The organism is Idiomarina piscisalsi (assembly GCF_003987095.1).
GTDB lineage: Bacteria > Pseudomonadota > Gammaproteobacteria > Enterobacterales > Alteromonadaceae > Idiomarina > Idiomarina piscisalsi.
Genome location: NZ_PIQA01000001.1, coordinates 318360 through 342351, shown reverse-complemented (window position 1 = coordinate 342351; position 23992 = coordinate 318360). Strand labels below are relative to the sequence as shown.

Here is a 23992-nt window from a genome sequence, read left to right as displayed (position 1 = left end):
ATGCCTGACATTAAGCCCATGCTTTGGCGTCTATTAGCCATTACCGGCAGTGTCTTACTGACACTTGTCCTGTTTATTGGCATTGGGCTATTAATCGGCCTGTCGATAGCTAACCGTGAATTGGCAAAGGTAGGTATCGAGGACTGGTCGATAAGCATCGGTTCGCTGTCCAAAGAACGAGTGGTCATTGAACAGTTGAGCGTGACAATGAACGAGTTACCGTCATCCTCCCCTTCAAACTCAGCTACCGCACCGCTTACCATTAAAAAGCTACTGAGCACGCCTGTACCAAGCTGGCTTCCTGAAACGGTTATTCTTAACAACGTCACATTGAAAGGCGAGCTTTTCAAGCAGTACTCCCCGCTTAAGGGAGAAGTAACATTAAACACAAAGCGCCCTAACCTCAGTTTAAGCCTTTCTCATCCTGAAGCACTCGCTATTCATCTCTCTCGCGACAACTCAATTTTATCGATCGATATAGAGCATAACCTTGGCCACTTCAACGCCAATTACGAGCTTATTAGTGGTGAATGGAATATTGAAGGTTCAGCAAAGGTTCCAACCGAACGACTTGCTCAAGCATCAGAGTTTGTAAAAAACGAAAGTATTGCTCTATTGTTTAATGCCGAAGGCTCGCTTTCACCGGAAACCGAATTAACAGGTCCAGAAGGCCTTATTAACGCAACTTCCGGCAAATTCATCTTACAATTACAGCAACCTGTGAATGTCGCAGCGTCAGGCGTTACATCCGCCGCTGACGGAAATATACGTTTCAACGTTAAAAGCGGCGTTATTGAAAGCTATGGCTTAAATATCAGTGGCGACCTGACACAGTGGCCAACTCTGCCTTTAGAAATAAGCACGGTAAAGTGGCAACTTACCAGCCAGGACTCTTTAGCGCTTGAACCATTAAGCTATCAACAAATACTGAATAAAACAGCCTGGCCGGTTCAGCTGAGTGCAACGGTTGACGGCAAAGGCGTCTCTGCCGCTAGGATAACTATGGCAGGTCACTTCGTTCAAAACGACGCTCAGTTTGTTCGGCTTGAATTCCCAAAAACTAACGTAAGTGCCGACAGAATCGTGGTACATAGTATTGACGCCATAAGTCCACTCAAACTTAATACGTTGAGCGACTTAGCCTTAAACGCTGACATAACGCTCAAGAGTGATAAGCTGATGCTTAGCTCAAAGCAGCCCTCTTCGTTTTTTGCCGAATCAGAATTTGCCAACGCTGACTTCTTAATTCCAACGTTCTTTGCAGAAATACCTTTTACCGCCCCCGAAACGGCAACAGCAAACCTGACAACGGAAGTTAATAATGTCGCGATAAAAGTAGCAGGCTTTCAGAGTTTAAAACCTAAGCTCTCGCATAACGTCCATTACAAAAGCGGCAGTATTGACGCTGAAGGCACTATTGAATTAGCTCAGGGCGCGGCCTTGAATCATAGCAGCACACTGACAGAAGGTTTAAGATTAACCTCTAATATAGATATAAACATTCATAACTTAGCGCAAGCAGACTTGCAGGCACAATTGTCACCGTTGATACAAGACACTCTCCCACTATTAACGCTAAACAAAGGCAACGCTACGGCGGGCTTCAGGCTGTCAGGCAATTTAGAAACAGGAAAATGGAGCATTGATGAAGGAGACGCGAACTTACAGTCTATCGATGCCATATATGACACAACGTCTGTGACCAACGCTAATTTGAACACTCAATTTAACGCGACTCCAGAGCGTTTGAGTTTTCAACAGGCAAGTTTATACCTCGGCAGTATCCAGCAAGGATTTACTATTGGTCCTGTAGAAGCTGAGCTTGCCGGCGTCATTCCTTTCAAGACCATGCAAAAAAGTACAATACAGCTTAATAGCCATAGCATTAAGGCACTGGGCGGTTCAGTTAGAATATCAGAGCAAACCTATAAGTTTGCTGACAAAATACGTATTCCTATTGTCTTCGAGCGAATCAACCTCGGTGAACTCATGCGTCAGTATCCAAGTAACCGAATTGCTATAGACGGCGAAATTTCGGGAACCATCCCCCTCGTTTGGGACTCTCAACAACTAACAGTCGAAAAAGGCTATTTAAGTGCTGTCGCGCCTGGCGGGCATTTGCAGGTAGACTCTTCGGCGTTGCGCTCTGCCGTTGGTACAAACCCAAGTCTGAAAACACTCGCCAGTGTGCTGGAGGACTTTTACTACCAAGAGCTGTCGAGTGTCGTTGGCTATGACAAGAACGGTGAGCTAACCTTAGAGTTACAGCTGAACGGATATAATCCAGCCGTTGAAAATGGTCGTAAGGTAAAATTAAACGTCACTTTAGAGGAAGACCTACCTGCGCTCATTAAAGGCATACAGCTCAGCAACAGTGTCAGCGACGTTATTCGTAAACGGATCCAGCAACGGGTCAATTAATCAGAGGACGATATGAAACAATTGCTTGTCATTACACTATCGGTGCTGCTCATGTCCGCCTGCACCCCAACCGTTCAGGTGGCGGCTCCGAAAGAGCCAATAACCATTAATTTGAACGTAAAAATTGAGCATGAAATTTACGTTAAAGTCGACAAAGCACTCGACGACGTTATTTCAGAGTCGAGCGGTTTATTTTAATTTTCAAAGGATTGTAACATGAAAAAACTAACGATTAGTGCGTTCGTCGCCCTACTTTCCATTTCAGGCATGAGCGTGCCAACAGCAAGTTACGCACAGGAAATAACCTTACAAGAAGCCATGGATCAACTGTCATCAGCCAAAGATAAAGGCTGGGTTGGCGAGCAACCTAATGGTTATTTAGGCGTTGTTAAGTCCAATGCGCAGGCAAAGCAAATAGCAGAACAAATAAATGAAGCCAGACGTCAGGAATATGCTCGCATAGCAGAAGAAAACGACATTGCCGTTGCTGATGTTGAGCTACTTGCTGGTAAACGCGCCATTGAACGCACACAATCAGGGCATTTTGTGAAGGTTGATGGTCAGTGGAAGAAGAAGCCTTAGTGCTTCTTTTTTCTATCTCATACTAAAGGAATTGGTGCCCGGGGCCGGATTAGAATAAAAACCCAAACCAGCTGTTACAATTACACAAAAGTATAAACCACACTAAATATAGCACCACATGTAGCACCAGTCTTTAAGTACCGTTTATACACCAGTATAAGCCTTACTTTGCCATTCGCTAACCGATAATAGGTGGCACGGCCAATGGTTTCGAGCGATGACCACGCTGAGCGTATGCGTGCAGGCAGTTCAAGCGCCGACAACACATCGTAGGCGCGATATTCAACACGACCATGCTCTTGCTCAAGATGTCCAGGTTCGTTGTTATCACTGAGTTCAAACGCATCCTGAAGTGTCTGATAGAGCGACTTTTGGCTCTTTTTCACTGCGATGCAGTAGTCAGCTTTCTTTTTTACTATGGTCTTCACAATTTGCTTTTGGCAGCCACATTGCGTCGAGCGTCACCTTCGCGCCTTCTAGCTCCAGAAGCTCCAGTAATTCAGGTACAGCGGTAATCTCGTTCGATTTTTCAGCGGTTCGTCGCTGGCCTAAGACCACACTATTCTTCGTCGCAAAAGCACTTATCATGTGCAATGTGGATTGCCTGTCGCCCCGCTTGTATGAGCGGCGTAGCGTCTTGCCATCAACGGCAACAACTTCTTTATCGGTGAGTTTTTCAGTCGCCTGCATCCACGGAATAAAACGCTGATGGAACGCCTGCGGGTCGATACGACAAACAAGCCTGGCAATGGTGTCATGCACCGGAATGCCATGACTGAAATCACCGCAGTCAGTTATTACTGATGGCGCGGCTCTGTAAGATCAAGTGTTTGTGGCTGAATTAATATTGCAGTCAGTTGCTCGTCTGCCGCAATCTCTTGCAACGCTTGCTGATCCTCAGTGGCAAGTACCTCAGCATGTTGCACAATTAAGAAACTTCCCACTTGAGCCACCCGAACTAGTTCAGTGCCATTTGGCGTTTCTAGATGCGCAGCAGCAACCACCTCTCGAACTTGTGCTGCGACTTCAGGGTCAGCAGCACCCAACATCAATTGACGCAGCGCCTGAACCACCATGTTGTAGGGTATGTAGCAAAAATACCCGGCTATCACCAATACCATCAAGGGGTCCGCGTACACCGCAAGCGCGCCCCAAGGTGACATCGCAAGTAGCTGCGCCAGAATAAAGCCGAACAACACCGCCGCACTTAACCAAGTGTCCATTTGCCATTGACGCACTTCAGCTCGAAGTAACGCAGTGTCCTGCCGTTGCTGCGCGCGGCGAATAACCCACCAGGTCAGGTAACAGCCTGCCACATTCAGCAGCGAAAATATCAGCGCAAGATTGAGGTTCACCTCGCGCCCGCCCTGCCATAAGCTGATCGCTGCTAACACCATTGACACCAAACACACTAAGCCAATCACCACGCCCTTGATAAGTATTGAAAGTGGCTCAATTGTCAGACGCCCGAACGGATAATTCGCGTTCGCTGGCTGGCGAGCCAACTTTAACGCGAATAAAGACAGCGATGCCAAGGCTAAACTCAGTAAGGAGTAAGCGCTGTCGAAGATAATCATTACCGAGCCACTCATCACCCCAAGCAGCAGTCCAGTGACCGCGAATACCCCCGCACTGAGCGCTGAAAATATTAGCGTGCTTTTTTGTTTATCTTGTTTTGCGTACATGCTACACCTAGCGATTGGTTCCAAATATACAGCTGGAGTATACGCAAACCCAGAGAATCGCTATAATCGCTCAGCGCCAATAAATTTAGCGCTGAAGTTTGACTTGATTGGATAATAAGGCCTCGTTATGCGCACCGACCAGATTCGTGCTTTTATTCGTGCCGCTGAACACGGCAGTTTTGCCGCTGCCGCGCGCGCCAGTGCAAGTCGCCGCAGTACGTTAAGTGCGGCTGTGCAAGCCCTTGAAGATGATCTGCAAATTACACTCTTTCACCGCAGTGGTAATCGCTTGCAATTGAGTGCTGCCGGTGAAGCGATTTTGCCTGATTGCCAGCGCTTACTGCATAGTGCAGAACGTATTGCACGTCGCTGCGAGCAAATGAACCAAGGCGTTGAACGTACCCTACGCATTGCCCGCGATGACGCCATTGCAGAAGCGATTTGGCGACAAGCATTGCATGCGTTGCAACAACAATTTAGCGAAACCGCGATTGAAGTGTATTTAGTCCCGGCCCAGGAACACAATGCGTTATTAAAGCAACACGTGGTCGACATCGGGTTCGGTTTACGCCAGCCGCAACTTCACCACGACGGCGAATATGCAACCATTGCAAGTACTGATAATTTATTAGTCTGTCACCCCACTCACCCGCTGGCCGAGTTGCCAGAGGCCCGCATGAGCGATCTTATGCAGCATCGGCAAATTTGCCTTGCTTACATGAACCACGGCAAATTACTCCATAGCGGGTTGCAATTAGGCACTGAGCAAAGTGAACGTAACCAAACAACCTACACGGCGCTGACGTCTTATGAACTGATTCGCGATGCCATTATAGCTAAACATGGTTGGGGGGTATTGCCAGCTTTTCTGCTCGCCGAAGGCATAGCGAACGCTCAGTTACAGACACTGAAGCATGATATCGAACTGCCCCCCGCCGTATTTCAGGTGCGTTATGAGCACCCGCCTGGCCGTGCCAGTGTCTGGTTACAACAGTATTTGCGCCAGCGACTGTAAGCCGGCGCACAGACTTAGGCGCTACAAGCCTTGTTGTGACATCTCGTCACGATACGCTTTACCCAACTGGCTTTTCTGCTGGGCATCGAAAATTTTTCCTGCGTGCTGAAAGAATCCCTGCTCTTCATCTTCAAAGTGATGCAGCATTTTATCTTTCAATGCTTTAAAACGTTGCAGCCAACCAGGCGATGCCATGTCCATATCTTCCAGCTCCGCCAGCAATTCATCCAACTCATGGTGCTCGGCAATGCTCAAAGACCCTGACATAACGAAGAAAGAAGTCGCTGAGCATTTCAAAGTGAGTCGACTTACATTAAATAAATCGTTAGCTCGTGAAAGCTTTGACGGGCTTCCAGCGACACAGAACTTAAATAAGGATTGATTTATGACGGATGAAGATTTCAAACGTACATTATGGGATGCCGCAAATGGCTTACAGGGTACAGTATCAGCTGCGGAGTATAAATACCCGGTGTTAGGGTTGGTGTTCCTTAAGTATGTTTCTGACATGTAGTAACCCGTTTTAAGTGGGTTCGCTTGTTCCCATTTCGTTAATTTGGGAACAAGCAAATCCCTTGATGGATTAGCTTTACCCTTAACTGTGATATATGACTCAAATGATTTAAAATACGGGTGCCTTTGTTCCCTCGAGTTTTGCTTCTATATGAAAAAATGAGTGCTTTTTAGGTTCCAGCGTGAATTGGTAACAAAAAAGCAAAGTCATAGATAAACTAAGCAGTATTTTCCATAAACAATATCGCCTCTTGGGTTTATTAAGTGCTCGCGCCATCTCCTTTTGATTTTTAACTTTTTTTTCAATCGATTAGTAGGTAAGCTAATTTTTGAATACTATGAAGTTCAGCTAGCGCTGCTAAATGGAAGTAAGGTTTATGTGAGGGAGAGACGTGCAGAATTCAGTACACAGCCAGCCCTATGTTTTGGTGATTAAGTCCACATGGGCCGTTGAAAGTTCGAGCGTGAAATTACCCTTCTCGCTAAAGGAGTTTCGTCGAGGGATGCAAACCGGATGTTCCTTCTTTTATTTTAGGGATGTTCAGCGAGCTGATCCACTTACTTTCATCGAACTTATTGAAAACAGTCATCAACATATTTGTTTAAATGTCGAAGGTCAGGCATTCCCAGTAAATATTCAAACGGTAGTTAATCACGCTGGAGAGCAACGTCTTGTTGTCCAGGTAAAAAAGCCCATTTCAAGTAACACGGATTATACAGAACTTACCCATGAACAGCGCTTAAAAGCTATACTTGAGAACACTGATGCCGGAGCCTGGGAGTGGAACTATCAGACCGGCGAACTCATTTTGAATGAACGCTGGGCCGAAATGGTCGGCTATACACTGGAAGAGCTTGCGCCTATTTCTATCGACACGTGGTTCAAAGTGCTTCACCCAGATGATGCCAAAATATCCGAGCACGCCTTCCAGCGCCACTTTGCCGGAGACGATGCGTTTTATCACTGTGAGTTGCGACTCGTCCATAAAAACGGCTCTACTGTTTGGATTCGCGACCATGGCCGAGTGGTAACATATACGGAGAATAGCGAGCCGGAGTGGATATGTGGCACCCATATAGACATTACGAGCTCAAAGGTACTTGAAAAGCGATTACGTGACAGCGAGAGCATATTAAGCCAGGCTCAAAGAATTGCCCGAATTGGGCATTGGAAGGCTAACTTTTCCACTGACCATCTTGAATGGTCAGAAATGATATACGAAATGCTCGGGCTGTCTCCGCAAGATACCGTACCATCAATATCTTTGTTTAAGTCACTTGTTCATCATGAAGATTTAAAGGCTGTTGAAGAAAGTGAGCAAAAAAGCTTGAAGACAGGTGAGCACGACATAACCCATCGTATGTATCGCGCTGATGGAGAAATTATTTGGGTACACGAAAAAGCGAAGATGTTGAATGATAAAGTCACTCTTGTAGGAGCGGTGAAAGATGTAACTAAGCAAAAGCAGTTAGAAGAAAAGCTGCTCAAACAATCTCGCATTGACTACTTAACCAATCTGTATAACCGCTTTTACTTTCTTGAGCTGTTTGAACATCACCTCGCTATCTGGAAACGCTCAAAACAGCCAGTCTCTCTTCTCATTATCGATGTCGACAATTTTAAATTAGTAAACGATAGATATGGCCATATTGCCGGGGATAAAGTTCTGCAAGACATCTCGTCACAGCTTTCCAGCAGTACTCGTGAGTATGACGTCTGTGCACGAATAGGCGGTGAGGAGTTTGCTGTACTGCTGCCCGATACAAAACTTAAAGAAGCAGTATCTATTGCCGATAAGCTCAGAAATAAGATTAGCCACCACTCAACGGCAGTTGATAACTATCCAATAAAGTTATCTGTGACGATTGGTGTCTCATCTTTAGCTGACGAACGACCAGACTGGACGAGTATGTATAGCGCCGCGGACGCTGCCATGTATCAAGGGAAAAGCAGTGGTCGTAATACTGTTGTATCGGTTGACGAATAAACTTGGGGCCTCGTACTAAAGTTACTGTTAGCTCAACATAGAGGTATCTCAGTGATGAAAGTTATGGCTTACATAATTGAAAGGTAAACTTGATGAGAAATAATCAGCCGGTTACACAAAAAGAGTACAGGTTTCCAGACCATGAACGGTTAATCTCTTCCACCAATAAGCGTGGACACATTGAATACGTCAATGATGCTTTCCTTAAGGTAAGTGGTTTCGAAAAATCGGAGCTTATTGGTCAGCCTCACAACATTGTTCGTCATCCAGATATGCCGCCTGCTGTTTACAAAAGCATGTGGCAAACTATCAGCCAAGGAAAGCCCTGGATGGGATTAGTGAAAAACCGCCGTAAAGATGGCGACCATTACTGGGTAAGTGCTTACGTTACTCCTATATTTGAGGATGAAGTCATTGTTGGTTATGAGTCCGTCCGTGTTGCCGCCACTGAGGAACAAAAGCACCGTGCGACTCGGGTTTATAAACGCTTGAGAGATGGCAAAACACTGTTTCCTGTTTCTGCCTATTTGCGTTATTACAGCCAAGAAAACAGGCTTGCATTATTGCTGTCACTACTAGCTGGTGTGTTTTCTTATTTTACTGTTAATTTAATAGCCGCTCTCGTCGCGCTAACAACCGGTATACTTGTTACTTGTTTGTCAATATTCTCGTCACAGCGCTCTTTGGAAGAGCTTATCAATCTCAGGCCTGATGCTTTTTGCGAAGAGTTAACCGCATACACATACTCTAAGGATGGCGGTGCAAAGGCTCGACTTGAAATGATGATAAGAAGCGAGGCTGCAAGGGCCCAAACGGTTATCACCCGCTTAGACGACTCGGTGTCGGCTTTATCCGGTATTGTCAGAGCCACTCGAGAGCAAGCCGATGCTAGTAACGCTCTCATCGATGAGCAAAATAATAAAACTCAGGATGTTGCATCGGCGATAAACGAAATGTCAACGTCAATTCAGGAGGTCGCAAATAGCGTTGAAGATAACGCAAGCAAGTCGGAACTGGCCGCTAACAATGTGGATACCGGTGTTTCAGTTGCAGCAGAGGCACTACAGGCAATTAATGAACTCAATAACTCAGTCAGCAGTATCGCCGAAACAGTCGAGGAGCTCTCAGCTTCAACGGACGAAATAGGTAAAGCTGCCGATTTAATAACAACAATTGCAGAGCAAACCAATCTTTTAGCATTAAATGCTGCAATCGAAGCAGCCCGTGCTGGAGAGCACGGACGCGGGTTTAGCGTCGTAGCCGATGAAGTTCGCTCACTTGCTACAAAAACCCGCTCTTCCACGGAGAGTATTCATAAAACCATTGATAATCTGATGACAAAAGCTGAAAATGCAGTATCCGTCTCTAAAACAGGCGAACAAGCCGCTAAAAAAGGCGTCGAGATGGTCGGCAGAACAGAGACAGCACTAAAAGAAATACGTCAGGCAGTGCAGTCGATAAACGAAATGACTATTCAAATGTCCTCCGCTGTCGAGGAGCAAAGTAACGTCGCAGAGCATATTAACCAACAAGTTACGGCCATAGCTGATAGCTCACGAACGGCCAGCGACAATGCAGCGGAAACATCGCGCTCGAGTGAGCGACTGGAAGAAACAACCGATCAACTTTATAAACTCATACGCCGATTCAGCAGTAAAAACTAATTTTATGAATGATTCTTCATGTTGGCCTGTATCATCAGAGAAGCTGCTTGCTGAAACTCAGCAGCTAACAGACAGTGGTGTTTGGTGCCTGGATACTCGCTCACAAATGCTTTACTGGAGTGATAGTACTTATGCATTGTTTGAGCGTGAGCTAGATAAAGCTCCAACGCTCGACGACGCAATTAATTACTATTCCAAGAGCGACCGCCTGAAAATTAGTAAGGCAATAGAGAATGCTATAGACGATAACGAAGCATGGTCTGTCGAAGCAGAAATCATTACAGAAAGCGGCCGGAAGAAGTTCATTAGGACGTGCGGCCGGCCCTTCAAGCTCGACAACGGAGCATATCTACTTTTTGGTTCAATTCAGGATATTTCACAGAGCCATTCAAACTTGCTTACGTTGAAACAACGCACTAAATCACTTAATGCCATATTAGACAACCTCGTAGATGGTGTTATAACCATTAATGAGAAAGGTATCATACAAGGTTTCAGCAAACCGGCTGAGCGTATTTTTGGGTATCAGGCTGATGAGGTTGTCGGCCTCAATGTCAAACATTTAATGCCTCAACCATACAGACGTGAGCACGATCAATACCTCACAAACTATCAGGCAACAGGTAAACGAAAAATTATTGGTATTGGTCGAGAAGTTACAGCGTTGAGAAAAAATGGTGAAGAATTTCCGATCGATCTCGCCGTTTCAGAAACAAAAACGGAGTTGGGAACACGCTTTATTGGAACGGTCCGGGACATAACGCAACAAAAAGAAGCAGCAAAACGAATAGAGTTCTTGTCACATCATGATGAACTAACAGGCCTACCTAACCGTGCCCGGCTCCTGGAGCAGACTGAGGTGTTGTTAAGAAGTACAGCAGTAACCGTTGCCTGTTTGAACATCGACTACTTTAGACGTATTAATTCTGTTTTGGGTGAAGATATAGGCGATCAGGTCATTCTGTCTGTTGCTGAGCGGGTAAAGTCAGCAGTCGGTAAATATGCGATGGTAGCAAAAGACTTAGCCGACCGGTTTATTATCGCCTGTGCTTGTCCGCCTTGTGTCAAAGAAGACATAATACAAAGCATTGAGTCTTTAGTAGTAACTATTCGTGAGCCCATAGTAGTGGACACGTGTATTAACCCAATTCACATTACTGTAAGTGCTGGTATAGCGAGTCTCAGCAAAGGCACTAATGCTAAAGACGCGTTAGTTAATGCCGAATCTGCTCTTGAGCGGGCAAAACGCCAAGGGCGAAACCGAAGCTGTGTTTACCAAGATACAATGCTAGCGAACCTTCAATATGATTATAAGATTGAAACGGGACTGCACGAGGAGTTACAACGGCTCAAATTTGGACAAAACGTTGGGTTTGAGTGTTGGCTTCAGTCCAAGGTAAACAGGAATTTTGAGGTTTGCGGTGCGGAAGCACTAATAAGGTGGCGATATCAAGGACAGTTAATTAGACCCGATGAATTTATTCCCCTAGCTGAGCGCCTGGGTCTTATTATAGACATCGGATTCTGGATGCTGACAAAAGTTGCAGGTTTAATAAGCGCAACTAACCTACCAATTGCTATAAATGTCAGTCCTAAACAGTTTCTGGAGCCAGATTTTCCAGAAAAAATAATTCGTGTCATGCGAGAATCTGACGCACCTTTCGAAAACCTTATCATAGAGATAACAGAAAACCTTTTGTTGCATGACCATACTCAAGTACTATCGGTAATGAATGAGTTAAATCAGGTTGGTATTCAATTCTCTATTGATGATTTTGGGACAGGTTACTCAAATCTGAGACGGTTGCAGCTATTGCCGGTATCAGAGCTGAAAATAGATAAAGAGTTTACACAAAATGCTTTTCACAGTGAACGAGACCGTAATCTGCTCGACTCAATTATTTTGATGGCTAAGCAAATGCGTGTTGAAATTGTAGCAGAGGGCGTTGAAACAGCTCTTCAAGCAGCTTACCTGAAAGACAGCGGTGTTGACTTGCAGCAAGGTTATTATTTTGCGAAACCTATCTCGAGCGAACTATGGGCTCGCTCCTGACTAGTTATTCAAATTGTTTGCGGTCGCTAATTCTAACTATCGAATAAACAAGGTTAGCAATCGCTTTCCACTTTAATTTTTTTGCCAAGACAGTACCGACAACACTCAAGTTACGACTTCATCTGTTCCAAGTAATTCCCCCACCACTCCATCATCTCAACGCGCTCATCCCAATACTCCGCCTTGTGCGAATAAGCACCCTTTACTTTATTCTGTTCCACGTGTGCTAATTGTCGCTCGATTGCGTCAGACCTGAACTTTTGATCGCTCTCATGCAGCGTTGATGATGCCATGGTTCTAAAGCCATGCGGCACTGCCTTTTCTTTCAAACGACCATCGGAGTAATGAGCATTATCCTGGTACTTAAGGTAGGTTTTGGCGACTCTACCGTCTTTAGTGTTTTTCGCCTTAGGAAAGTAGCCCATTTTAAACATTGCCTGGCGCATTGTATTGTCAGACATGGGCTCATCAGGCTTGGTTTCAGATGGGAATAGCAACTCATAATGGTCGGTAATACGTTTTATACGTTTAATCGCATCAAGAGCCTGGGCTGATAACGGCACCTCATGTGGCCGCTTCATCTTCATACGCTCTGCAGGAATCGACCAAACCTTGTTATCGAGGTCAAACTCTTCCCAACGAGCGCCTCTTAGCTCCCCTGAACGCACAAACGTCAGAATCAATAACTCAATAGCCAGAGCCGTTAACTCCCTTCCCGTCTGGGTATAGTTAGCAAGATCCTGCATAAAGAATGGTAGGTTATTAATGTCCAGGGCTTCACGGTGAACAACCGGTTTGGAAATTACTTTAACGGGGCGCAGCAGACGAATGTCGACATCGTCTTCGAGTGAGTATTGATCAACGACGTATTCAAATAAACGCTGTGTATCGTCCGCTATTCTCTTGGCGGTTTCATGGTGACCCTTCGCCTCAACATTCTCAATTAAACGTCTGATATCTTCTTTACGGACGTCACTGATCAGCCTATCACCTAATTTTTTAAGGATGCCATTTTCGAGACGCTTCCATACCCTTGCCTTATGATCTTCAGACCAGGTTCGAGCTGTCGCCTGAGATTGGTACTCAAGCCATTTAGCGGCATAAAAACGTAAACTATTATCATTCGTATTTATTGATTTTGTATCACCAGGATCAAGACCATCAGCCAACATGGCCTTGGCTTTTATAGTCGCATCTTTTGCTTGCTTGAGAGTTACATTGGGGAATACACCAAGCGCCAGCGTTTTCTGCTTTTTATTGAAGCGATATTTTAAACGCCAATATTTACCGCCCTGCTTCCTTACAAGAAGCCGTAAACCGGTGCCACCAGCTACCCGATACCATTCATCACGGTCTGAGGGCTTAAGGTGTTCGACGTGCTTATGCATTGCTATGATTAGCTTGTCATCAGACATGGTGCTACATCCGTATAACCGAATTGAGATAGCACCAAAAGTAGCACCACTTAGTATCGATTTGCAACGATTTAATGTAGACAGAAGGAATCAGGATTTGCCTTTAAAGCCAGTAAAATCAATGGCTAGCGGCATTTAATAGAATTTGAAATAATTGGAATTGGTGCCCGGGGCCGGACTTGAACCGGCACGCTGTTACCAGCGAGGGATTTTAAATCCCTTGTGTCTACCAATTCCACCACCCGGGCACTACAAAGAAGTGTTCTCGAATAATGGAGGCGGGTCCCGGAGTCGAACCGAGATCCACGGATTTGCAATCCGCTGCATAGCCATTCTGCCAACCCGCCAGAATTTGGAGCGGGAAACGAGATTCGAACTCGCGACCCCAACCTTGGCAAGGTTGTGCTCTACCAGCTGAGCTATTCCCGCACCGTCATCTGCCGAGGCATTCTACTGTTTAATCTTTTTCAGTCAATGACTTTTTATCAAATTTATGACTGTTTGCGCAAATTTACGGCAAAGCTGCTAATTTCTGGTCAATTCCTTGCTGGCGCCGCGCAAATATTTCCACATTGACCAAACAGTCAAAACGAAAGCGCCGTAGAATAAAACAATAGAAATCCAGAAAATATAGATATTCGCGTTCCAAATTAAACCTATAAGCGCGACCATTTGCGCAATGGTTTTCAACTTACCCAAATTTGATACTGCCACTTTTCCACGGTTGCCACTTTGTGCCATCCACTCGCGCAATGCACTAACAATTAACTCTCGGCAAATCATAGTCAACGCAGGTATCGTTATATAAGCGGCGTTAAAGTCTTCAACTATCACCACCAACGCAGCCACCACCATGGCTTTATCGGCTACGGGATCTAAAAACTCACCGAATTTAGTGAATTGGTTGAAACGACGCGCAATAAAGCCATCCAACGCATCAGTAATAGCCGCCAGCCAGAAAATAAACGCCGCCCAAAAGCGTGCGTCTTCAAAGGGCAAGTAAAACACCACCAGAAATACCGGAATCAGAAGAATCCGAAAGCTGGTCAAAATATTAGGGATATTCCACTTCATTATCCGCTGTTTCCTTATTTGGTTTTACTCATCCCGGAACGAGTAATAAATTTTTTCTGCCATGGCCTGACTAATGCCGGGCACGCTAGAAAGTTTACTAATACTAGCGTTTTTTACCTCTTGTAATCCACCCAGATTTTTCAAAAGCGTTTGTCGACGTTTAGCACCAATACCTTCTATTTGCTCCAATGTCGATGTTTTCTGCACTTTCGCCCGTTTCTGACGGTGTCCGGTTATTGCAAAACGGTGTGACTCGTCACGAATGTGCTGAATTAAATGCAGCGCACTGGCATCTTTGTTAAGTGCTATGGTCTCGTGGCTACCCGCCATAATGAGCGTTTCAAGCCCCGGCTTACGTGACTCACCTTTTGCTACACCAATAAGCATCGGGGCATCACTGCCCCAGTCCTCGAAATACTTCTCAGCTTGTGATAGCTGTCCTTTACCACCGTCTATAAAGAGAATATCGGGGATGTTGCCTTGCTCTCGCGCTTTATCATAGCGCTTTGCCAATGCTTTAGACATAGCGGCGTAGTCATCCCCCGGAGTAATTCCGGTAATATTATAGCGTCGGTAGTCGGACTTTTTCGGCCCGTTTTGATCAAACACCACGCAGGAAGCTACCGTCTGCTGCCCCATGGTGTGGCTAATGTCAAAGCATTCCATACGCTGAATGGGAACACCAAAATCCAGCACCTGCTGTAACGCCGACGTACGACGGTTCATGGTGCTTTGCTGGTTCAGGCGGCTCTCCAGCGCATTCACGGCGTTTTTTGCCGCTAATTGCTGATACTGCTTCCGTTCACCACGAACATTGTTTTGCATTTTAACCGAACGATTGAGCGCCTGCCCCATGACTTGTGCCAGCACGTCATCGGGTTCTACTGTGTCCGGCAGAATAATTTCGCGGGGCGTTTTTCGGCCCGCGTTATCTGATAGGTAAAACTGCAGTAAGAAGGCGCGCAAGACTTCCTCGTCACTGGTGTCCGCCGGCACTTTCGGGAAATAGCTGCGGCTGCCCTGTAAGTGGTTATCCCGTATAAACATCATTTGAATGGTAGTCATGCCATTACCACGAGCCAAGCCAATAACATCGAGCTCCTGCTGCGCACCGGTAACCGAGTTGCGCTCCTGAGTCTTACGCAAAGACGCTATTTGGTCGCGAAACCGTGCCGCTTTTTCAAATTCCAGCGCCTCACTGGCTTGCTCCATTTTTGTCACCAGCTCATCAATAACTTGCTGATTTTTTCCATTCAGAAAATGCTTTGCTAGCTGGACCTGTTCGTTGTATTCGTCATCTGTGCATTTACTCACGCAAGGCGCCAGGCAGCGTTTCAGTTGATACTGCAAACATGGCCTTGTACGAGCTCGGTAATAGGAGTCCTGACACTGACGAATGGGAAACAGCTTCTGCATTAAGTTCAGGCTCTCGCGCACCGCACTGCCGTTTGGGAAAGGTCCGAAGTAGTCGCCCTTCTCTCGGCGCGCACCTCTGTGAAAACCCAGCCGGGGGTGTTCGTGAGACGTCAAAATAATATAAGGATAAGATTTATCATCGCGTAGTAAAACGTTGTAGCGCGGTCGGTATTTTTTAATAAAGCTGTTTTCGAGAATCAGCGCGTCTGCTTCCGTGTCGGTCACAGTGACATCCATTGATGCTATTTGTTTAACCAAAACTTGAGTTTTGACGGCGTCAACTTTTTCTCGAAAGTAGCTGGAAACTCGCTTTTTGAGATCTTTCGCCTTTCCAACATAAATAACGTCGCCCGACTCATCATACATACGGTATACACCGGGTTGATGAGTCAGGTTCCGAAGAAAGTCTTTGTAATTAAAGGTTACTGAATTGCTATTTGTCATCTACCTTCAAACTGGATTAGGTCAACCAGACCCGATTGAATTGCCATATGTGACAATTGTACATCACCATCAATGCCAAGTTTAGAGAAAATGCGGTAGCGGAAGGTATTTATTGTTTTACTGCTGATGCACAAATGTTTTGCAATTTCTCTGACCCGAATGCCGCGACTTAGCATTTGCGCCACCTGCAATTCTCTGTCTGAAAGCGCATCGACCATTCCCTGCTGCTTGCGACTGCGCGGGTTCCGCGCTAAGTATTCAGCAACCGGAGCGGCAACATAAATGCTTCCTGTTTTGAGGGTCTTTAGCGCTTGTACAAGCTCGTCACTATTAGAGGACTCCAGTAAATAGCCATCGACCTGACTAATACCGCACTGAAAGTTAAGAATATCTTGCTGGCTTCGACCCCAGACAATTAACTGCAAGTCGACATGCCGTCTTTTAATGCGTCGCCAGTGCTCAACGGTTGCTACTCCGGAGAGTTGACTGCTCAAAATAACGAGTGCATCATCGTGTTTGTAACACGCTTGTCTCAGCGCATTCATTGAATTAACCACTTCAATTTGCGTATGAAAGTGCTGTTGTATCACAGCCGCCATCCCAGCACTGGTGATAGGGTTAGGTATCGCTAAAATAATACGGTTCATTAGCCATGTTCCTTATTGCATATTGGTTATATTATTGTCCTTAAAGTTGATGAACTCGTACCCCTCTGCCCGAATTCGGGAGCGAATATTCAGTGGTTTTCATTAACCTCGCAACTTGCTTTTACAGATCTTTACAATAACCAGCGATTTTGCAGTATTCTTACGTCGATGGTTTTATGTGCTGCTCTTGAAGAGTTCGTTTGGCGTGAGCTTTATCGTCTTGCCTGATCTAACATGTCCCACAAATAACAGGCTAAATAACTACGATATGGAGTGGCTCTTTCAGGAATAATGTAAACATCCTGATCTTTCAGTTGGCTGATAGCTTTTCGTAATGAAGAGTCCTGAATGGGAAAAAGATTTTCATGCGCAAAGTGAAACATAGCCAGTATCGATGCAGTCCAGGAACCAATACCTTTAAGCTTCGTCACATCGCTAACAAGCGCCTCTGATGTCATGCTTGCCCAATTTGCAATCCGCTCAGGCTCGGTTTTCTGGCAATGAGCAACGCTTTGAATTGCTGACGCTTTTGTACGACTCACTCCACAATTTAGTAAGCTATCGGTTGGCAGGTAAGCTATCGATTGTAGGTCTAACGACTGTGCAGCTTGTTCCGCACGTTCAATAATGGTTGCCGACGCTTTAAGCGACAGCATTTGCCGAATAATAATTCGCGGTAAGGCGTCAATGACCGGCGTATTTGAGGGTTTAAGAGGCGCCCGTTCAGGCAATTGCAACAACACCAAATCAAACCCCGGTTGGGTATCAATAAGGTGTTGTTTAATAGATTGAGCCGTCGATTGCATAAAGTTAAGCAAACACAGTAAAGGTTTGGCGACTTATCGCCAATAACTCATCGTTGTCTGACCAAAGACCGGCTCGACTATGGCCGTAACCGTTTTCAGCATGCTCGATAAAAGCTTCATACTGATACCAGTCATGAGTACTGGAGTTTTCTAACGGCTTATCAGGAAACTCAATAGTCCAGGTGAGCGACGATGCGGGTGCCGGTTGCTTTAAGTGCGGTAACACGGCCGGTGGCCACGCATCCACTAACGCTAAAATAGCCGCTATGGTCAGTTTCTGCTGCTCATTTCTGAAGCGCACCCAACCACCAAAGGTTCTTCCCGGTTGTCCGCTAAATGGCATACCTCCGGAGGTAATTCGATAATCAAAGTTCTTCGCAAATTCAGGCACAATATCGGCCTCTGGCAAACCCGGGCCATCGTTAACAGTCTTTAAGTCTGGCGGTGTTTCACCACTGACAGATACTGAAGACTGACGTCCTTTACCTAAGCTTGCTAAACCAGCAAGCATCACTTCATTATTTTGAGTCAGTTCAACGGCAACCTGCAATACCGAGGAGCCTTGACGGAGAACTCGATAACTTAAAGTGGCATCTCCCGGTGTTGCCGGCGCAACAAAAGAGATAGCAAAACTGCGCAGATGATAGTCTTCCGGAAACTGTTGCAGAAGAAATTGCGCAGCAACGGCAGCACTAAAACCACCAAAAAATGCCCGCCCCTGAGCCCAGCCTTCAGGCAAGGTAATGGTTTGGTTGCTCTTGTCGCTTTCAATTGACGCTAAAGTCTCGTGAAACTGCATATCGCTTCCCTGTTAAACAACTGTTTGAATTAATGATTAGGATACTATTTAAAATGGGAATAACAAGAATGTAGTGGCAGAAACGAAAAAGCCCAACTCGATGAGTCGGGCTTTTTCGTTTAAATTTGGCGGAGAGGGAGGGATTCGAACCCCCGGTGGGTGTGAACCCACGCCTGATTTCAAGTCAGGTGCATTCAACCGAGCTCTGCCACCTCTCCGAATTGTTGTTTTCAATGACTGCGTCGTTGAGAACGATGCGAATATTAAAGACCTAAATTACGCTTGTAAAGTAAAAATTTAAATAAAGGTATCGTTTGGGCGTTTATTAGACAAACTGTCTAATTTTTACTGGAAATTACTGCCCCAAGACCCCCTTTATGCTGTAGTATTTAGGAAACTTTTTTAATAATAAAGCGTCTTAACAGACAGTCGTTCAACACGGAGAAATCTATGAACAATCGCAGTCAGGTATATGTCGGTCAGAATGAATCGGCACTGGCCGTCAATAAAGTATTACGTAACACCTACACTTTACTAGCAATGACGTTGGCTTTTAGTGCCGTTGTTGCTGCTATTAGCACCATGGCAAATTGGCCTCACCCGGGTCTGATTCTAACTCTGGTCGGTTATTTCGGCCTGCTATTTGGTGTTTATAAAACCAAAGACAGTGCCATGGGCTTGGTTTTCACTTTCGCTTTAACCGGTTTCCTGGGCTATACCTTAGGGCCAATCATTAATATGGCGCTGCAAGTTGGTGGTGGTGAAATTGTCGCTACTGCGCTTGGCGGTACCGCACTCACTTTCTTTGCTACCTCAGCTTATGTTCTGACGACTAAGAAAGACATGTCCAAGCTAGGTGGTTTAGTAACTGCCGGTATCATCATGGTTATTGTTGCCGCTATTGCTAACTTGTTCTTCCAAATGCCAGCTCTGCACTTAGCATTGTCAGCAATAATGATTCCATTGATGGCTATGCTGATTATGTGGCAAACCAGCGATATCATTAACGGTGGTGAGCGCAACTACATCTTAGCGACTGTCACTTTGTATGTGTCTATTTATAACCTGTTCGTCAATTTGCTAACATTACTAATGGCATTTGGTGGCGACGAGTAATCGTTATTTATAAATAATGTAATGCGCCCCGCAATGCGGGGCGTTTTTGTATCTAAGCTATTAACGGTTGGAAAGTGTGGCTAAATTAACTCTTATTGTTCAAAGCTCGGCATCGAATCAAAAGCGTTCAATTGATGCTCTAACCTTTGCAAAAAACGCTCTTAAGCAAGGACATGAAATAACCTGTCTGTTTTTTTATCGGCAAGCGGTTGATCATGCCGTTGCGCAAACACCTGCAGAAAATGAGATGCTGATTCAGCAATGGAGTGATTTTAAAAAGCAATCCGGCATTCCCTTGGTGGTTTGTCATACTGTGGCTGAGCGCATTGGTATAGATGAGTTTCATCCTAGCTTTGAAGCTACAGGACTCACTGCCCTATCTAAAGCCATAGCCACCAGTGACCGGACATTACAATTTTAGCCTTATGAAAAAAGTAGCCATTTTACAAAGCAGCAATAACCCAGATACAGCTACCGAGGCTCTCGATGTGGCACTCTCACTGGCAAGCTTCGACACACCGGTACAACTTGTTCTTATTAACAGCGCCACTGATGTATTAGTGAAAGCACCGTCAAAGCGTTACGCTATGTTGGACTTATTAGATGCTGAGCCTATTGCTCTGTGTTCAAACTCAGACATAGACATTGATGCCCTTCCGGCAAATATTGAAGTGACCACTATTAAAACGGAACAGCTGAAACAACATCTGAATCAGTTTGACGAGGTGCTGCAGTTCTCATGAAAACTTTGCATTGGATACGGGACAATTCACTGTCAGCATGGTTAGAAATGCACAGCCATCTGCTTGGGCAAGACGATGCGTTTTTAGTGTCAGAACAAGCTCTAAAAACACTTCCTGACAGCTCGCCAGTAGCGCAAACTGTTTATGCTCGTAAAAGCGATATCGAGATCTCAAAAGCGACCGAACCTAATTACCTTGTGGTAAAATCGGACGAAGAATGGGTTGAACTGGTTCTCAGTTTTCAGCAGCAAATGACCTGGTAGTCCGCATGATTGAATTTAACGGTAAAACATACGAAACCGACAAGCACGAGTATTTAGCCAATATTGATGACTGGAATGAAGAGCTGGCCCTGCATATTGCGGAGCTTGAAAGTATTGATATGACACCGGCACACTGGGAAGTTGTCAATTTTGTACAAGACTTTTACCGAGAATTCGATACCAGTCCGGCTATGCGTGTTTTGGTGAAAGCCATGAAAAAGCAGTTGGGAGAAGATAAAGGCAACAGTCGTTACCTTTACAAATTGTTCCCGAAGGGCCCTGCTAAGCAGGCCACACGAATTGCGGGCCTGCCGAAACCAGCTAAGTGCATTTAGGGTTAATCTTAGCCCTTAATAACTTCAAGACCACCCATATAAGGTCGCAGGGCTTCAGGCACAACTATTGAGCCGTCTTCCTGTTGGTAGTTCTCCAGTACAGCGACTAACGCCCGGCCTACTGCTAGTCCAGAGCCATTTAGTGTATGCATAAGCTCTGGTTTTTTTGCACCCTTGCGGCGAAAACGAGCCTGCATACGACGTGCCTGAAAGTCCTGCATATTTGAGCAAGAGCTGATTTCACGGTACGCCTGTTGCGCTGGTAACCATACCTCAAGATCATATGTTTTAGCGGCGCCAAAGCCCATGTCGCCGGTGCAAAGCAATACCTTACGATACGGCAGTCCCAGCTTTTTGAGCACAGTCTCGGCATGCCCGGTCAGTTGCTCTAAAGCGTCCATTGATTCTTCAGGTTTCACTAGCCAGACCAGCTCGACTTTATCAAACTGATGCTGACGAATAAGGCCTCGGGTGTCACGACCATGAGAGCCGGCTTCACTGCGGAAACAAGGCGTATGCGCCGTAAATTTAAGCGGCAGTTCGTCTTCGTCAGCTATTTCGTCACGGTATAGGTTCGTTAACGGTACTTCGGCCGTTGGAATCAACGACATAGGTATTTGGTCTTGTGACTCGCCTTCAATGTGGAATAAGTCTTTACCAAATTTAGGTAACTGCCCTGTGCCCAGCAAAGAATCCTGATTCACCATATAAGGCACGTAGGTTTCCAGATAGCCGTGCTCTTGTGTGTGCAAGTCCAGCATGAACTGAGTCAGCGCACGGTGCAGGCGAGCAATGCCGCCACGCATAACCACAAAGCGCGCCCCGGTTAATTTCGCGGCAGCTTCAAAGTCCATACCTTTAGCTAAGGCTTCGCCAAGATCAACGTGATCTTTTACTTCAAAGTCAAAAGACTTAGGTTCGCCCCAGGTCAGTACTTCCTGGTTTTCACTCTCGTCTTCACCTTGTGGCACTTCGTCTGCCGGCAGGTTAGGCACACCCATAATAATGCCGTTAAGCTCTTCCTGAATCGCTTTAAGCTCTTCTTTCGCGCTATCCAGCTGGTCACCTAAGTCGCTCACCGCATCCAATAAAGGCTGTATGTCTTCACCGGCAGCTTTTGCTTTACCAATCGCTTTGGAGCGACTGTTACGTTCAGCCTGAAGTTGTTCAGTACGTACCTGTACCTCTTTACGTTGTTCTTCAAGCTTGCTCAGTTTAGCAACGTCTAAGTCGAAGCCTCTTTTAGCAAGTGCTTTTGCGGTATTATCTAATTCCTCTCGGAAGTATTTAGCGTCTAGCATGAGTGTCCTATTTAACCGTTGTTGAGTACAACATCATTGCTGCAACAACAGCAGCAATACAGATAATTACGTTTAAGCCTATGTGTAAGGCGGCTTTTAGCATTTCGCCCTGGCTGGCCAGCGTCACAACCTCAACCGAGAACGTTGAGAAAGTTGTAAATGCGCCTAATACGCCTACACCAAGGAATAAGCGGGTTGTTTCTGAGACGGATTGTTGTTGCCCGTACGCCAGTAACAGCCCCAATAAAAATGAGCCTAATATGTTAACGGTCAGCGTTGCAAAAGGGAATGCCCGCAGCCCAAATGATTGCATCGCAAGGCTAATAGCATAACGTCCGGAGGCGCCAATGGCTCCGCCGGCAGCAACGCAGAAAAAATGCAGCAATAAGTTATTCATCGGGCTCCCTTGTCCAGTCTGACTTAGCGTCCATATCTTGTAACCAGCGCAGCTTTTCCTGCAACTTTATTTCTAAGCCGCGCGGCTCGGGCTGATAAAATTGCGTTTCAGCCAGTTCTGACGGTAAATAACGTTCACCGGGCACATAAGCATTTGGGTAGTTATGCGCGTATTGGTAATCAGCACCGTAACCCTGCTCTTTATGCACTTTGGTGGGTGCATTGCGTAGGTGTTCCGGTACCGGCGCGTCGCTGTGCTCTTTTGCAGCCCTGAGTGCCCCTTTAAAGGCATTGTACACCGCATTGCTCTTAGCGGCACAAGCACAATAAATAGCGGCCTGAGCTATGGCTCTTTCGCCCTCTGCCGGCCCTACTCTGTGGTACGTATCCCAGGCATTTAACGCTAACTGCAAGGCTCTTGGGTCGGCATTGCCAATGTCTTCAGAGGCTATGGCCAGTAACCTACGGGCTATGACCAGAGCGTCACCGCCGCCTGTTAATAAGCGCGCGTACCAATATAAGGCACCGTCCGGTGAAGAGCCTCTTACCGATTTATGAAACGCCGATAGAATATCGTAGTAATGGTCACCCTGATGGTCGAATGCGGTTGCCTTTTCACCAATAGCGGCGGTAATTAGTTCAGGCGTAATAGGCTGGCTGCTGCTTTCAACAAAGTCGGCCACTACTTCAAGGTAATTCAGCAGCCGTCGAGCGTCACCACCGGCTAAGTCCAGCAGCTTTGCCCGGGCTTCACCTTCTAACCTTAATCCACGACGCCCAAGGCCTCGCTCTGTATCTTCCAGCGCTCGGTTTAAGGCCTGCTCAAGGTCTGCTTTTGAAAGCCCCTGCAAGCGATACACCCGTGCACGTGATAACAACGCATTGTTTAATTCGAAGCCGGGATTTTCTGTCGTCGCACCAACAAACACAATGGTGCCGTCTTCAATATGCGGTAAAAATGCGTCCTGCTGACTTTTATTAAAGCGGTGCACCTCATCGACAAACAAAATAGTTCGGCGTCCCTGCTGTTGGGCAACCTGCTTTGCTTCTTCAATAGCTTGTCTTATGTCTTTTACACCGGAGGTAACCGCACTGATACGACTGACAGTGGCATTGGCGGTAGTAGCAATGAGCTCAGCTAAGGTGGTTTTACCGGTGCCAGGTGGCCCCCAGAGAATCATTGAGTGCAAATGACCTTGTTCAACCGCAACTCGCAGCGGCTTCCCCGGTGCTAATAAATGCTGTTGCCCGACATACTCTTCAATAGTTTGCGGGCGCATGCGCGCCGCGAGAGGTTTGAGATCAGGCTGAAAATC

General features: G+C 46.0%; 26 protein-coding genes and 4 tRNA genes. 13 read left to right on the top strand and 17 right to left on the bottom strand.

The features are described from left to right. Genes CWI73_RS01755 through CWI73_RS01745 form a run of 3 tightly spaced genes read left to right on the top strand, consistent with a single transcriptional unit; the run spans window position 1 to window position 3003 of the window. The gene (locus CWI73_RS01755; RefSeq protein ID WP_126751270.1) at window positions 1-2421 is read left to right on the top strand and encodes an intermembrane phospholipid transport YdbH family protein; all 2421 of its coding nucleotides are present in this window, start codon (window positions 1-3) and stop codon (window positions 2419-2421) included. Between the two features lie 12 nt (window positions 2422-2433). Next, window positions 2434-2619, top strand: coding sequence for a YnbE family lipoprotein (locus tag CWI73_RS01750; protein WP_053953607.1), 186 nt, complete (start codon window positions 2434-2436; stop codon window positions 2617-2619). A gap of 18 nt (window positions 2620-2637) precedes the next feature. Next, on the top strand, window positions 2638-3003 hold the full coding sequence (locus CWI73_RS01745; protein WP_126751269.1) for a YdbL family probable chaperone protein: 366 nt from the start codon (window positions 2638-2640) through the stop codon (window positions 3001-3003). An 80-nt stretch (window positions 3004-3083) separates the two neighbouring features. Here CWI73_RS01745 and CWI73_RS01740 read toward each other — a convergent pair whose 3' ends face one another. From CWI73_RS01740 to CWI73_RS01730, 3 genes are read right to left on the bottom strand one after another with little or no spacing between them, the layout of a single operon-like run. After that, the gene (locus CWI73_RS01740) at window positions 3084-3389 is read right to left on the bottom strand and encodes a hypothetical protein (protein WP_198675137.1); all 306 of its coding nucleotides are present in this window, start codon (window positions 3387-3389) and stop codon (window positions 3084-3086) included. Between the two features lie 13 nt (window positions 3390-3402). Then, entirely contained in the window at window positions 3403-3801 is a 399-nt protein-coding gene (locus CWI73_RS01735; RefSeq protein WP_126751267.1) for an ISAs1 family transposase, read from the bottom strand. Further along, entirely contained in the window at window positions 3801-4688 is an 888-nt protein-coding gene (locus CWI73_RS01730) for a cation diffusion facilitator family transporter (protein WP_126751266.1), read from the bottom strand. Before CWI73_RS01730 ends, CWI73_RS01735 begins: the two co-directional genes overlap by 1 nt. A 127-nt stretch (window positions 4689-4815) precedes the next feature. On the opposite strand from CWI73_RS01730, the gene CWI73_RS01725 reads away from it, so the two are divergent. Continuing rightward, window positions 4816-5703, top strand: coding sequence for a LysR family transcriptional regulator (locus tag CWI73_RS01725; RefSeq protein ID WP_126751265.1), 888 nt, complete (start codon window positions 4816-4818; stop codon window positions 5701-5703). A gap of 21 nt (window positions 5704-5724) precedes the next feature. On the opposite strand, the gene CWI73_RS12490 is transcribed toward CWI73_RS01725, so the two are convergent. Further along, on the bottom strand, window positions 5725-5970 hold the full coding sequence (locus CWI73_RS12490; RefSeq protein ID WP_157980619.1) for a hemerythrin domain-containing protein: 246 nt from the start codon (window positions 5968-5970) through the stop codon (window positions 5725-5727). Between the two features lie 118 nt (window positions 5971-6088). Here CWI73_RS12490 and CWI73_RS12565 point away from each other — a divergent pair, with 118 nt between their 5' ends. The 4 genes from CWI73_RS12565 (at window position 6089) to CWI73_RS01700 (ending at window position 11921) form a co-directional block, all read left to right on the top strand. Continuing rightward, window positions 6089-6217 carry a type I restriction-modification system subunit M N-terminal domain-containing protein gene (locus tag CWI73_RS12565; protein WP_241968803.1) on the top strand — a complete coding sequence of 43 codons (129 nt, stop codon included), beginning with the start codon at window positions 6089-6091 and terminating at the stop codon, window positions 6215-6217. Between the two features lie 502 nt (window positions 6218-6719). Further along, on the top strand, window positions 6720-8204 hold the full coding sequence (locus CWI73_RS01710) for a sensor domain-containing diguanylate cyclase (RefSeq protein WP_126751264.1): 1485 nt from the start codon (window positions 6720-6722) through the stop codon (window positions 8202-8204). 92 nt (window positions 8205-8296) lie between these two features. Then, window positions 8297-9868, top strand: coding sequence for a methyl-accepting chemotaxis protein (locus CWI73_RS01705; protein ID WP_126751263.1), 1572 nt, complete (start codon window positions 8297-8299; stop codon window positions 9866-9868). Next, on the top strand, window positions 9801-11921 hold the full coding sequence (locus tag CWI73_RS01700; RefSeq protein ID WP_198675136.1) for a putative bifunctional diguanylate cyclase/phosphodiesterase: 2121 nt from the start codon (window positions 9801-9803) through the stop codon (window positions 11919-11921). The genes CWI73_RS01705 and CWI73_RS01700 overlap by 68 nt, the downstream gene beginning before the upstream one ends. A 110-nt stretch (window positions 11922-12031) precedes the next feature. Here the strand turns inward: CWI73_RS01700 and CWI73_RS01695 are convergent, their stop codons facing one another. From CWI73_RS01695 to CWI73_RS01650, 10 genes are all read right to left on the bottom strand, one after another. After that, the gene (locus CWI73_RS01695; RefSeq protein ID WP_126751261.1) at window positions 12032-13336 is read right to left on the bottom strand and encodes a tyrosine-type recombinase/integrase; all 1305 of its coding nucleotides are present in this window, start codon (window positions 13334-13336) and stop codon (window positions 12032-12034) included. A gap of 161 nt (window positions 13337-13497) precedes the next feature. Further along, window positions 13498-13584: transfer RNA gene (locus CWI73_RS01690), tRNA-Leu, on the bottom strand. Between the two features lie 25 nt (window positions 13585-13609). Next, window positions 13610-13683, bottom strand: a tRNA-Cys gene (locus CWI73_RS01685). Window positions 13684-13689: 6 nt separating this feature from the next. Next, a tRNA-Gly gene (locus tag CWI73_RS01680) sits at window positions 13690-13765 on the bottom strand. A 96-nt stretch (window positions 13766-13861) separates the two neighbouring features. Beyond that, window positions 13862-14410, bottom strand: coding sequence for a CDP-diacylglycerol--glycerol-3-phosphate 3-phosphatidyltransferase (gene pgsA, locus CWI73_RS01675; protein WP_126751260.1), 549 nt, complete (start codon window positions 14408-14410; stop codon window positions 13862-13864). Between the two features lie 24 nt (window positions 14411-14434). Continuing rightward, a complete protein-coding gene (gene uvrC / locus CWI73_RS01670) occupies window positions 14435-16270 on the bottom strand; it encodes an excinuclease ABC subunit UvrC (RefSeq protein ID WP_126751259.1) in 1836 nt (611 codons plus the stop codon). Beyond that, complete coding sequence (locus CWI73_RS01665; RefSeq protein ID WP_126751258.1) at window positions 16267-16917, bottom strand: LuxR C-terminal-related transcriptional regulator; 651 nt, start codon at window positions 16915-16917, stop codon at window positions 16267-16269. Before CWI73_RS01665 ends, uvrC begins: the two co-directional genes overlap by 4 nt. 212 nt (window positions 16918-17129) lie before the next feature. Continuing rightward, complete coding sequence (locus CWI73_RS01660; protein ID WP_126751257.1) at window positions 17130-17723, bottom strand: DNA-3-methyladenine glycosylase family protein; 594 nt, start codon at window positions 17721-17723, stop codon at window positions 17130-17132. Window positions 17724-17727: 4 nt separating this feature from the next. Beyond that, window positions 17728-18522, bottom strand: a complete 795-nt coding sequence (locus CWI73_RS01655) for a thioesterase family protein (RefSeq protein ID WP_126751256.1) — start codon at window positions 18520-18522, stop codon at window positions 17728-17730. A gap of 126 nt (window positions 18523-18648) precedes the next feature. Continuing rightward, window positions 18649-18740, bottom strand: a tRNA-Ser gene (locus tag CWI73_RS01650). Window positions 18741-18972: 232 nt separating this feature from the next. Between CWI73_RS01650 and CWI73_RS01645 the strand changes: the two genes are divergently transcribed. The 5 genes from CWI73_RS01645 (at window position 18973) to CWI73_RS01625 (ending at window position 20979) form a co-directional block, all read left to right on the top strand. Then, window positions 18973-19638 carry a Bax inhibitor-1/YccA family protein gene (locus tag CWI73_RS01645; protein WP_126751255.1) on the top strand — a complete coding sequence of 222 codons (666 nt, stop codon included), beginning with the start codon at window positions 18973-18975 and terminating at the stop codon, window positions 19636-19638. Between the two features lie 76 nt (window positions 19639-19714). Continuing rightward, complete coding sequence (gene tusD, locus CWI73_RS01640) at window positions 19715-20059, top strand: sulfurtransferase complex subunit TusD (protein WP_126751254.1); 345 nt, start codon at window positions 19715-19717, stop codon at window positions 20057-20059. A 4-nt stretch (window positions 20060-20063) separates the two neighbouring features. Next, entirely contained in the window at window positions 20064-20381 is a 318-nt protein-coding gene (locus CWI73_RS01635; protein WP_126751253.1) for a DsrE family protein, read from the top strand. Next, a complete protein-coding gene (locus CWI73_RS01630; protein WP_126751252.1) occupies window positions 20378-20644 on the top strand; it encodes a hypothetical protein in 267 nt (88 codons plus the stop codon). The genes CWI73_RS01635 and CWI73_RS01630 overlap by 4 nt, the downstream gene beginning before the upstream one ends. A 5-nt stretch (window positions 20645-20649) precedes the next feature. After that, on the top strand, window positions 20650-20979 hold the full coding sequence (locus CWI73_RS01625) for a TusE/DsrC/DsvC family sulfur relay protein (protein ID WP_053953594.1): 330 nt from the start codon (window positions 20650-20652) through the stop codon (window positions 20977-20979). A gap of 8 nt (window positions 20980-20987) precedes the next feature. Here the strand turns inward: CWI73_RS01625 and serS are convergent, their stop codons facing one another. From serS to CWI73_RS01610, 3 genes are read right to left on the bottom strand one after another with little or no spacing between them, the layout of a single operon-like run. Then, window positions 20988-22280, bottom strand: coding sequence for a serine--tRNA ligase (serS, locus tag CWI73_RS01620; RefSeq protein WP_126751251.1), 1293 nt, complete (start codon window positions 22278-22280; stop codon window positions 20988-20990). 7 nt (window positions 22281-22287) lie between these two features. Further along, window positions 22288-22677 carry a fluoride efflux transporter CrcB gene (crcB, locus tag CWI73_RS01615; protein WP_126751250.1) on the bottom strand — a complete coding sequence of 130 codons (390 nt, stop codon included), beginning with the start codon at window positions 22675-22677 and terminating at the stop codon, window positions 22288-22290. Continuing rightward, complete coding sequence (locus CWI73_RS01610) at window positions 22670-23956, bottom strand: replication-associated recombination protein A (protein ID WP_275046250.1); 1287 nt, start codon at window positions 23954-23956, stop codon at window positions 22670-22672. Before CWI73_RS01610 ends, crcB begins: the two co-directional genes overlap by 8 nt. Between the last annotated feature and the right edge of the window lie 36 nt (window positions 23957-23992).

Coding starts and splice junctions, on each gene's coding strand:
- CWI73_RS01755 (WP_126751270.1), top strand. CDS start 1: ATGCCTGACATTAAGCCCATGCTTTGGCGTCTATTAGCCATTACCGGC.
- CWI73_RS01750 (WP_053953607.1), top strand. CDS start 2,434: ATGAAACAATTGCTTGTCATTACACTATCGGTGCTGCTCATGTCCGCC.
- CWI73_RS01745 (WP_126751269.1), top strand. CDS start 2,638: ATGAAAAAACTAACGATTAGTGCGTTCGTCGCCCTACTTTCCATTTCA.
- CWI73_RS01730 (WP_126751266.1), bottom strand. CDS start 4,688: ATGTACGCAAAACAAGATAAACAAAAAAGCACGCTAATATTTTCAGCG.
- CWI73_RS01725 (WP_126751265.1), top strand. CDS start 4,816: ATGCGCACCGACCAGATTCGTGCTTTTATTCGTGCCGCTGAACACGGC.
- CWI73_RS12490 (WP_157980619.1), bottom strand. CDS start 5,970: ATGTCAGGGTCTTTGAGCATTGCCGAGCACCATGAGTTGGATGAATTG.
- CWI73_RS12565 (WP_241968803.1), top strand. CDS start 6,089: ATGACGGATGAAGATTTCAAACGTACATTATGGGATGCCGCAAATGGC.
- CWI73_RS01710 (WP_126751264.1), top strand. CDS start 6,720: ATGCAAACCGGATGTTCCTTCTTTTATTTTAGGGATGTTCAGCGAGCT.
- CWI73_RS01705 (WP_126751263.1), top strand. CDS start 8,297: ATGAGAAATAATCAGCCGGTTACACAAAAAGAGTACAGGTTTCCAGAC.
- CWI73_RS01695 (WP_126751261.1), bottom strand. CDS start 13,336: ATGTCTGATGACAAGCTAATCATAGCAATGCATAAGCACGTCGAACAC.
- pgsA (WP_126751260.1), bottom strand. CDS start 14,410: ATGAAGTGGAATATCCCTAATATTTTGACCAGCTTTCGGATTCTTCTG.
- uvrC (WP_126751259.1), bottom strand. CDS start 16,270: ATGACAAATAGCAATTCAGTAACCTTTAATTACAAAGACTTTCTTCGG.
- CWI73_RS01665 (WP_126751258.1), bottom strand. CDS start 16,917: ATGAACCGTATTATTTTAGCGATACCTAACCCTATCACCAGTGCTGGG.
- CWI73_RS01660 (WP_126751257.1), bottom strand. CDS start 17,723: ATGCAATCGACGGCTCAATCTATTAAACAACACCTTATTGATACCCAA.
- CWI73_RS01655 (WP_126751256.1), bottom strand. CDS start 18,522: ATGCAGTTTCACGAGACTTTAGCGTCAATTGAAAGCGACAAGAGCAAC.
- CWI73_RS01645 (WP_126751255.1), top strand. CDS start 18,973: ATGAACAATCGCAGTCAGGTATATGTCGGTCAGAATGAATCGGCACTG.
- CWI73_RS01635 (WP_126751253.1), top strand. CDS start 20,064: ATGAAAAAAGTAGCCATTTTACAAAGCAGCAATAACCCAGATACAGCT.
- CWI73_RS01630 (WP_126751252.1), top strand. CDS start 20,378: ATGAAAACTTTGCATTGGATACGGGACAATTCACTGTCAGCATGGTTA.
- CWI73_RS01625 (WP_053953594.1), top strand. CDS start 20,650: ATGATTGAATTTAACGGTAAAACATACGAAACCGACAAGCACGAGTAT.
- serS (WP_126751251.1), bottom strand. CDS start 22,280: ATGCTAGACGCTAAATACTTCCGAGAGGAATTAGATAATACCGCAAAA.
- crcB (WP_126751250.1), bottom strand. CDS start 22,677: ATGAATAACTTATTGCTGCATTTTTTCTGCGTTGCTGCCGGCGGAGCC.
- CWI73_RS01610 (WP_275046250.1), bottom strand. CDS start 23,956: ATGCGCCCGCAAACTATTGAAGAGTATGTCGGGCAACAGCATTTATTA.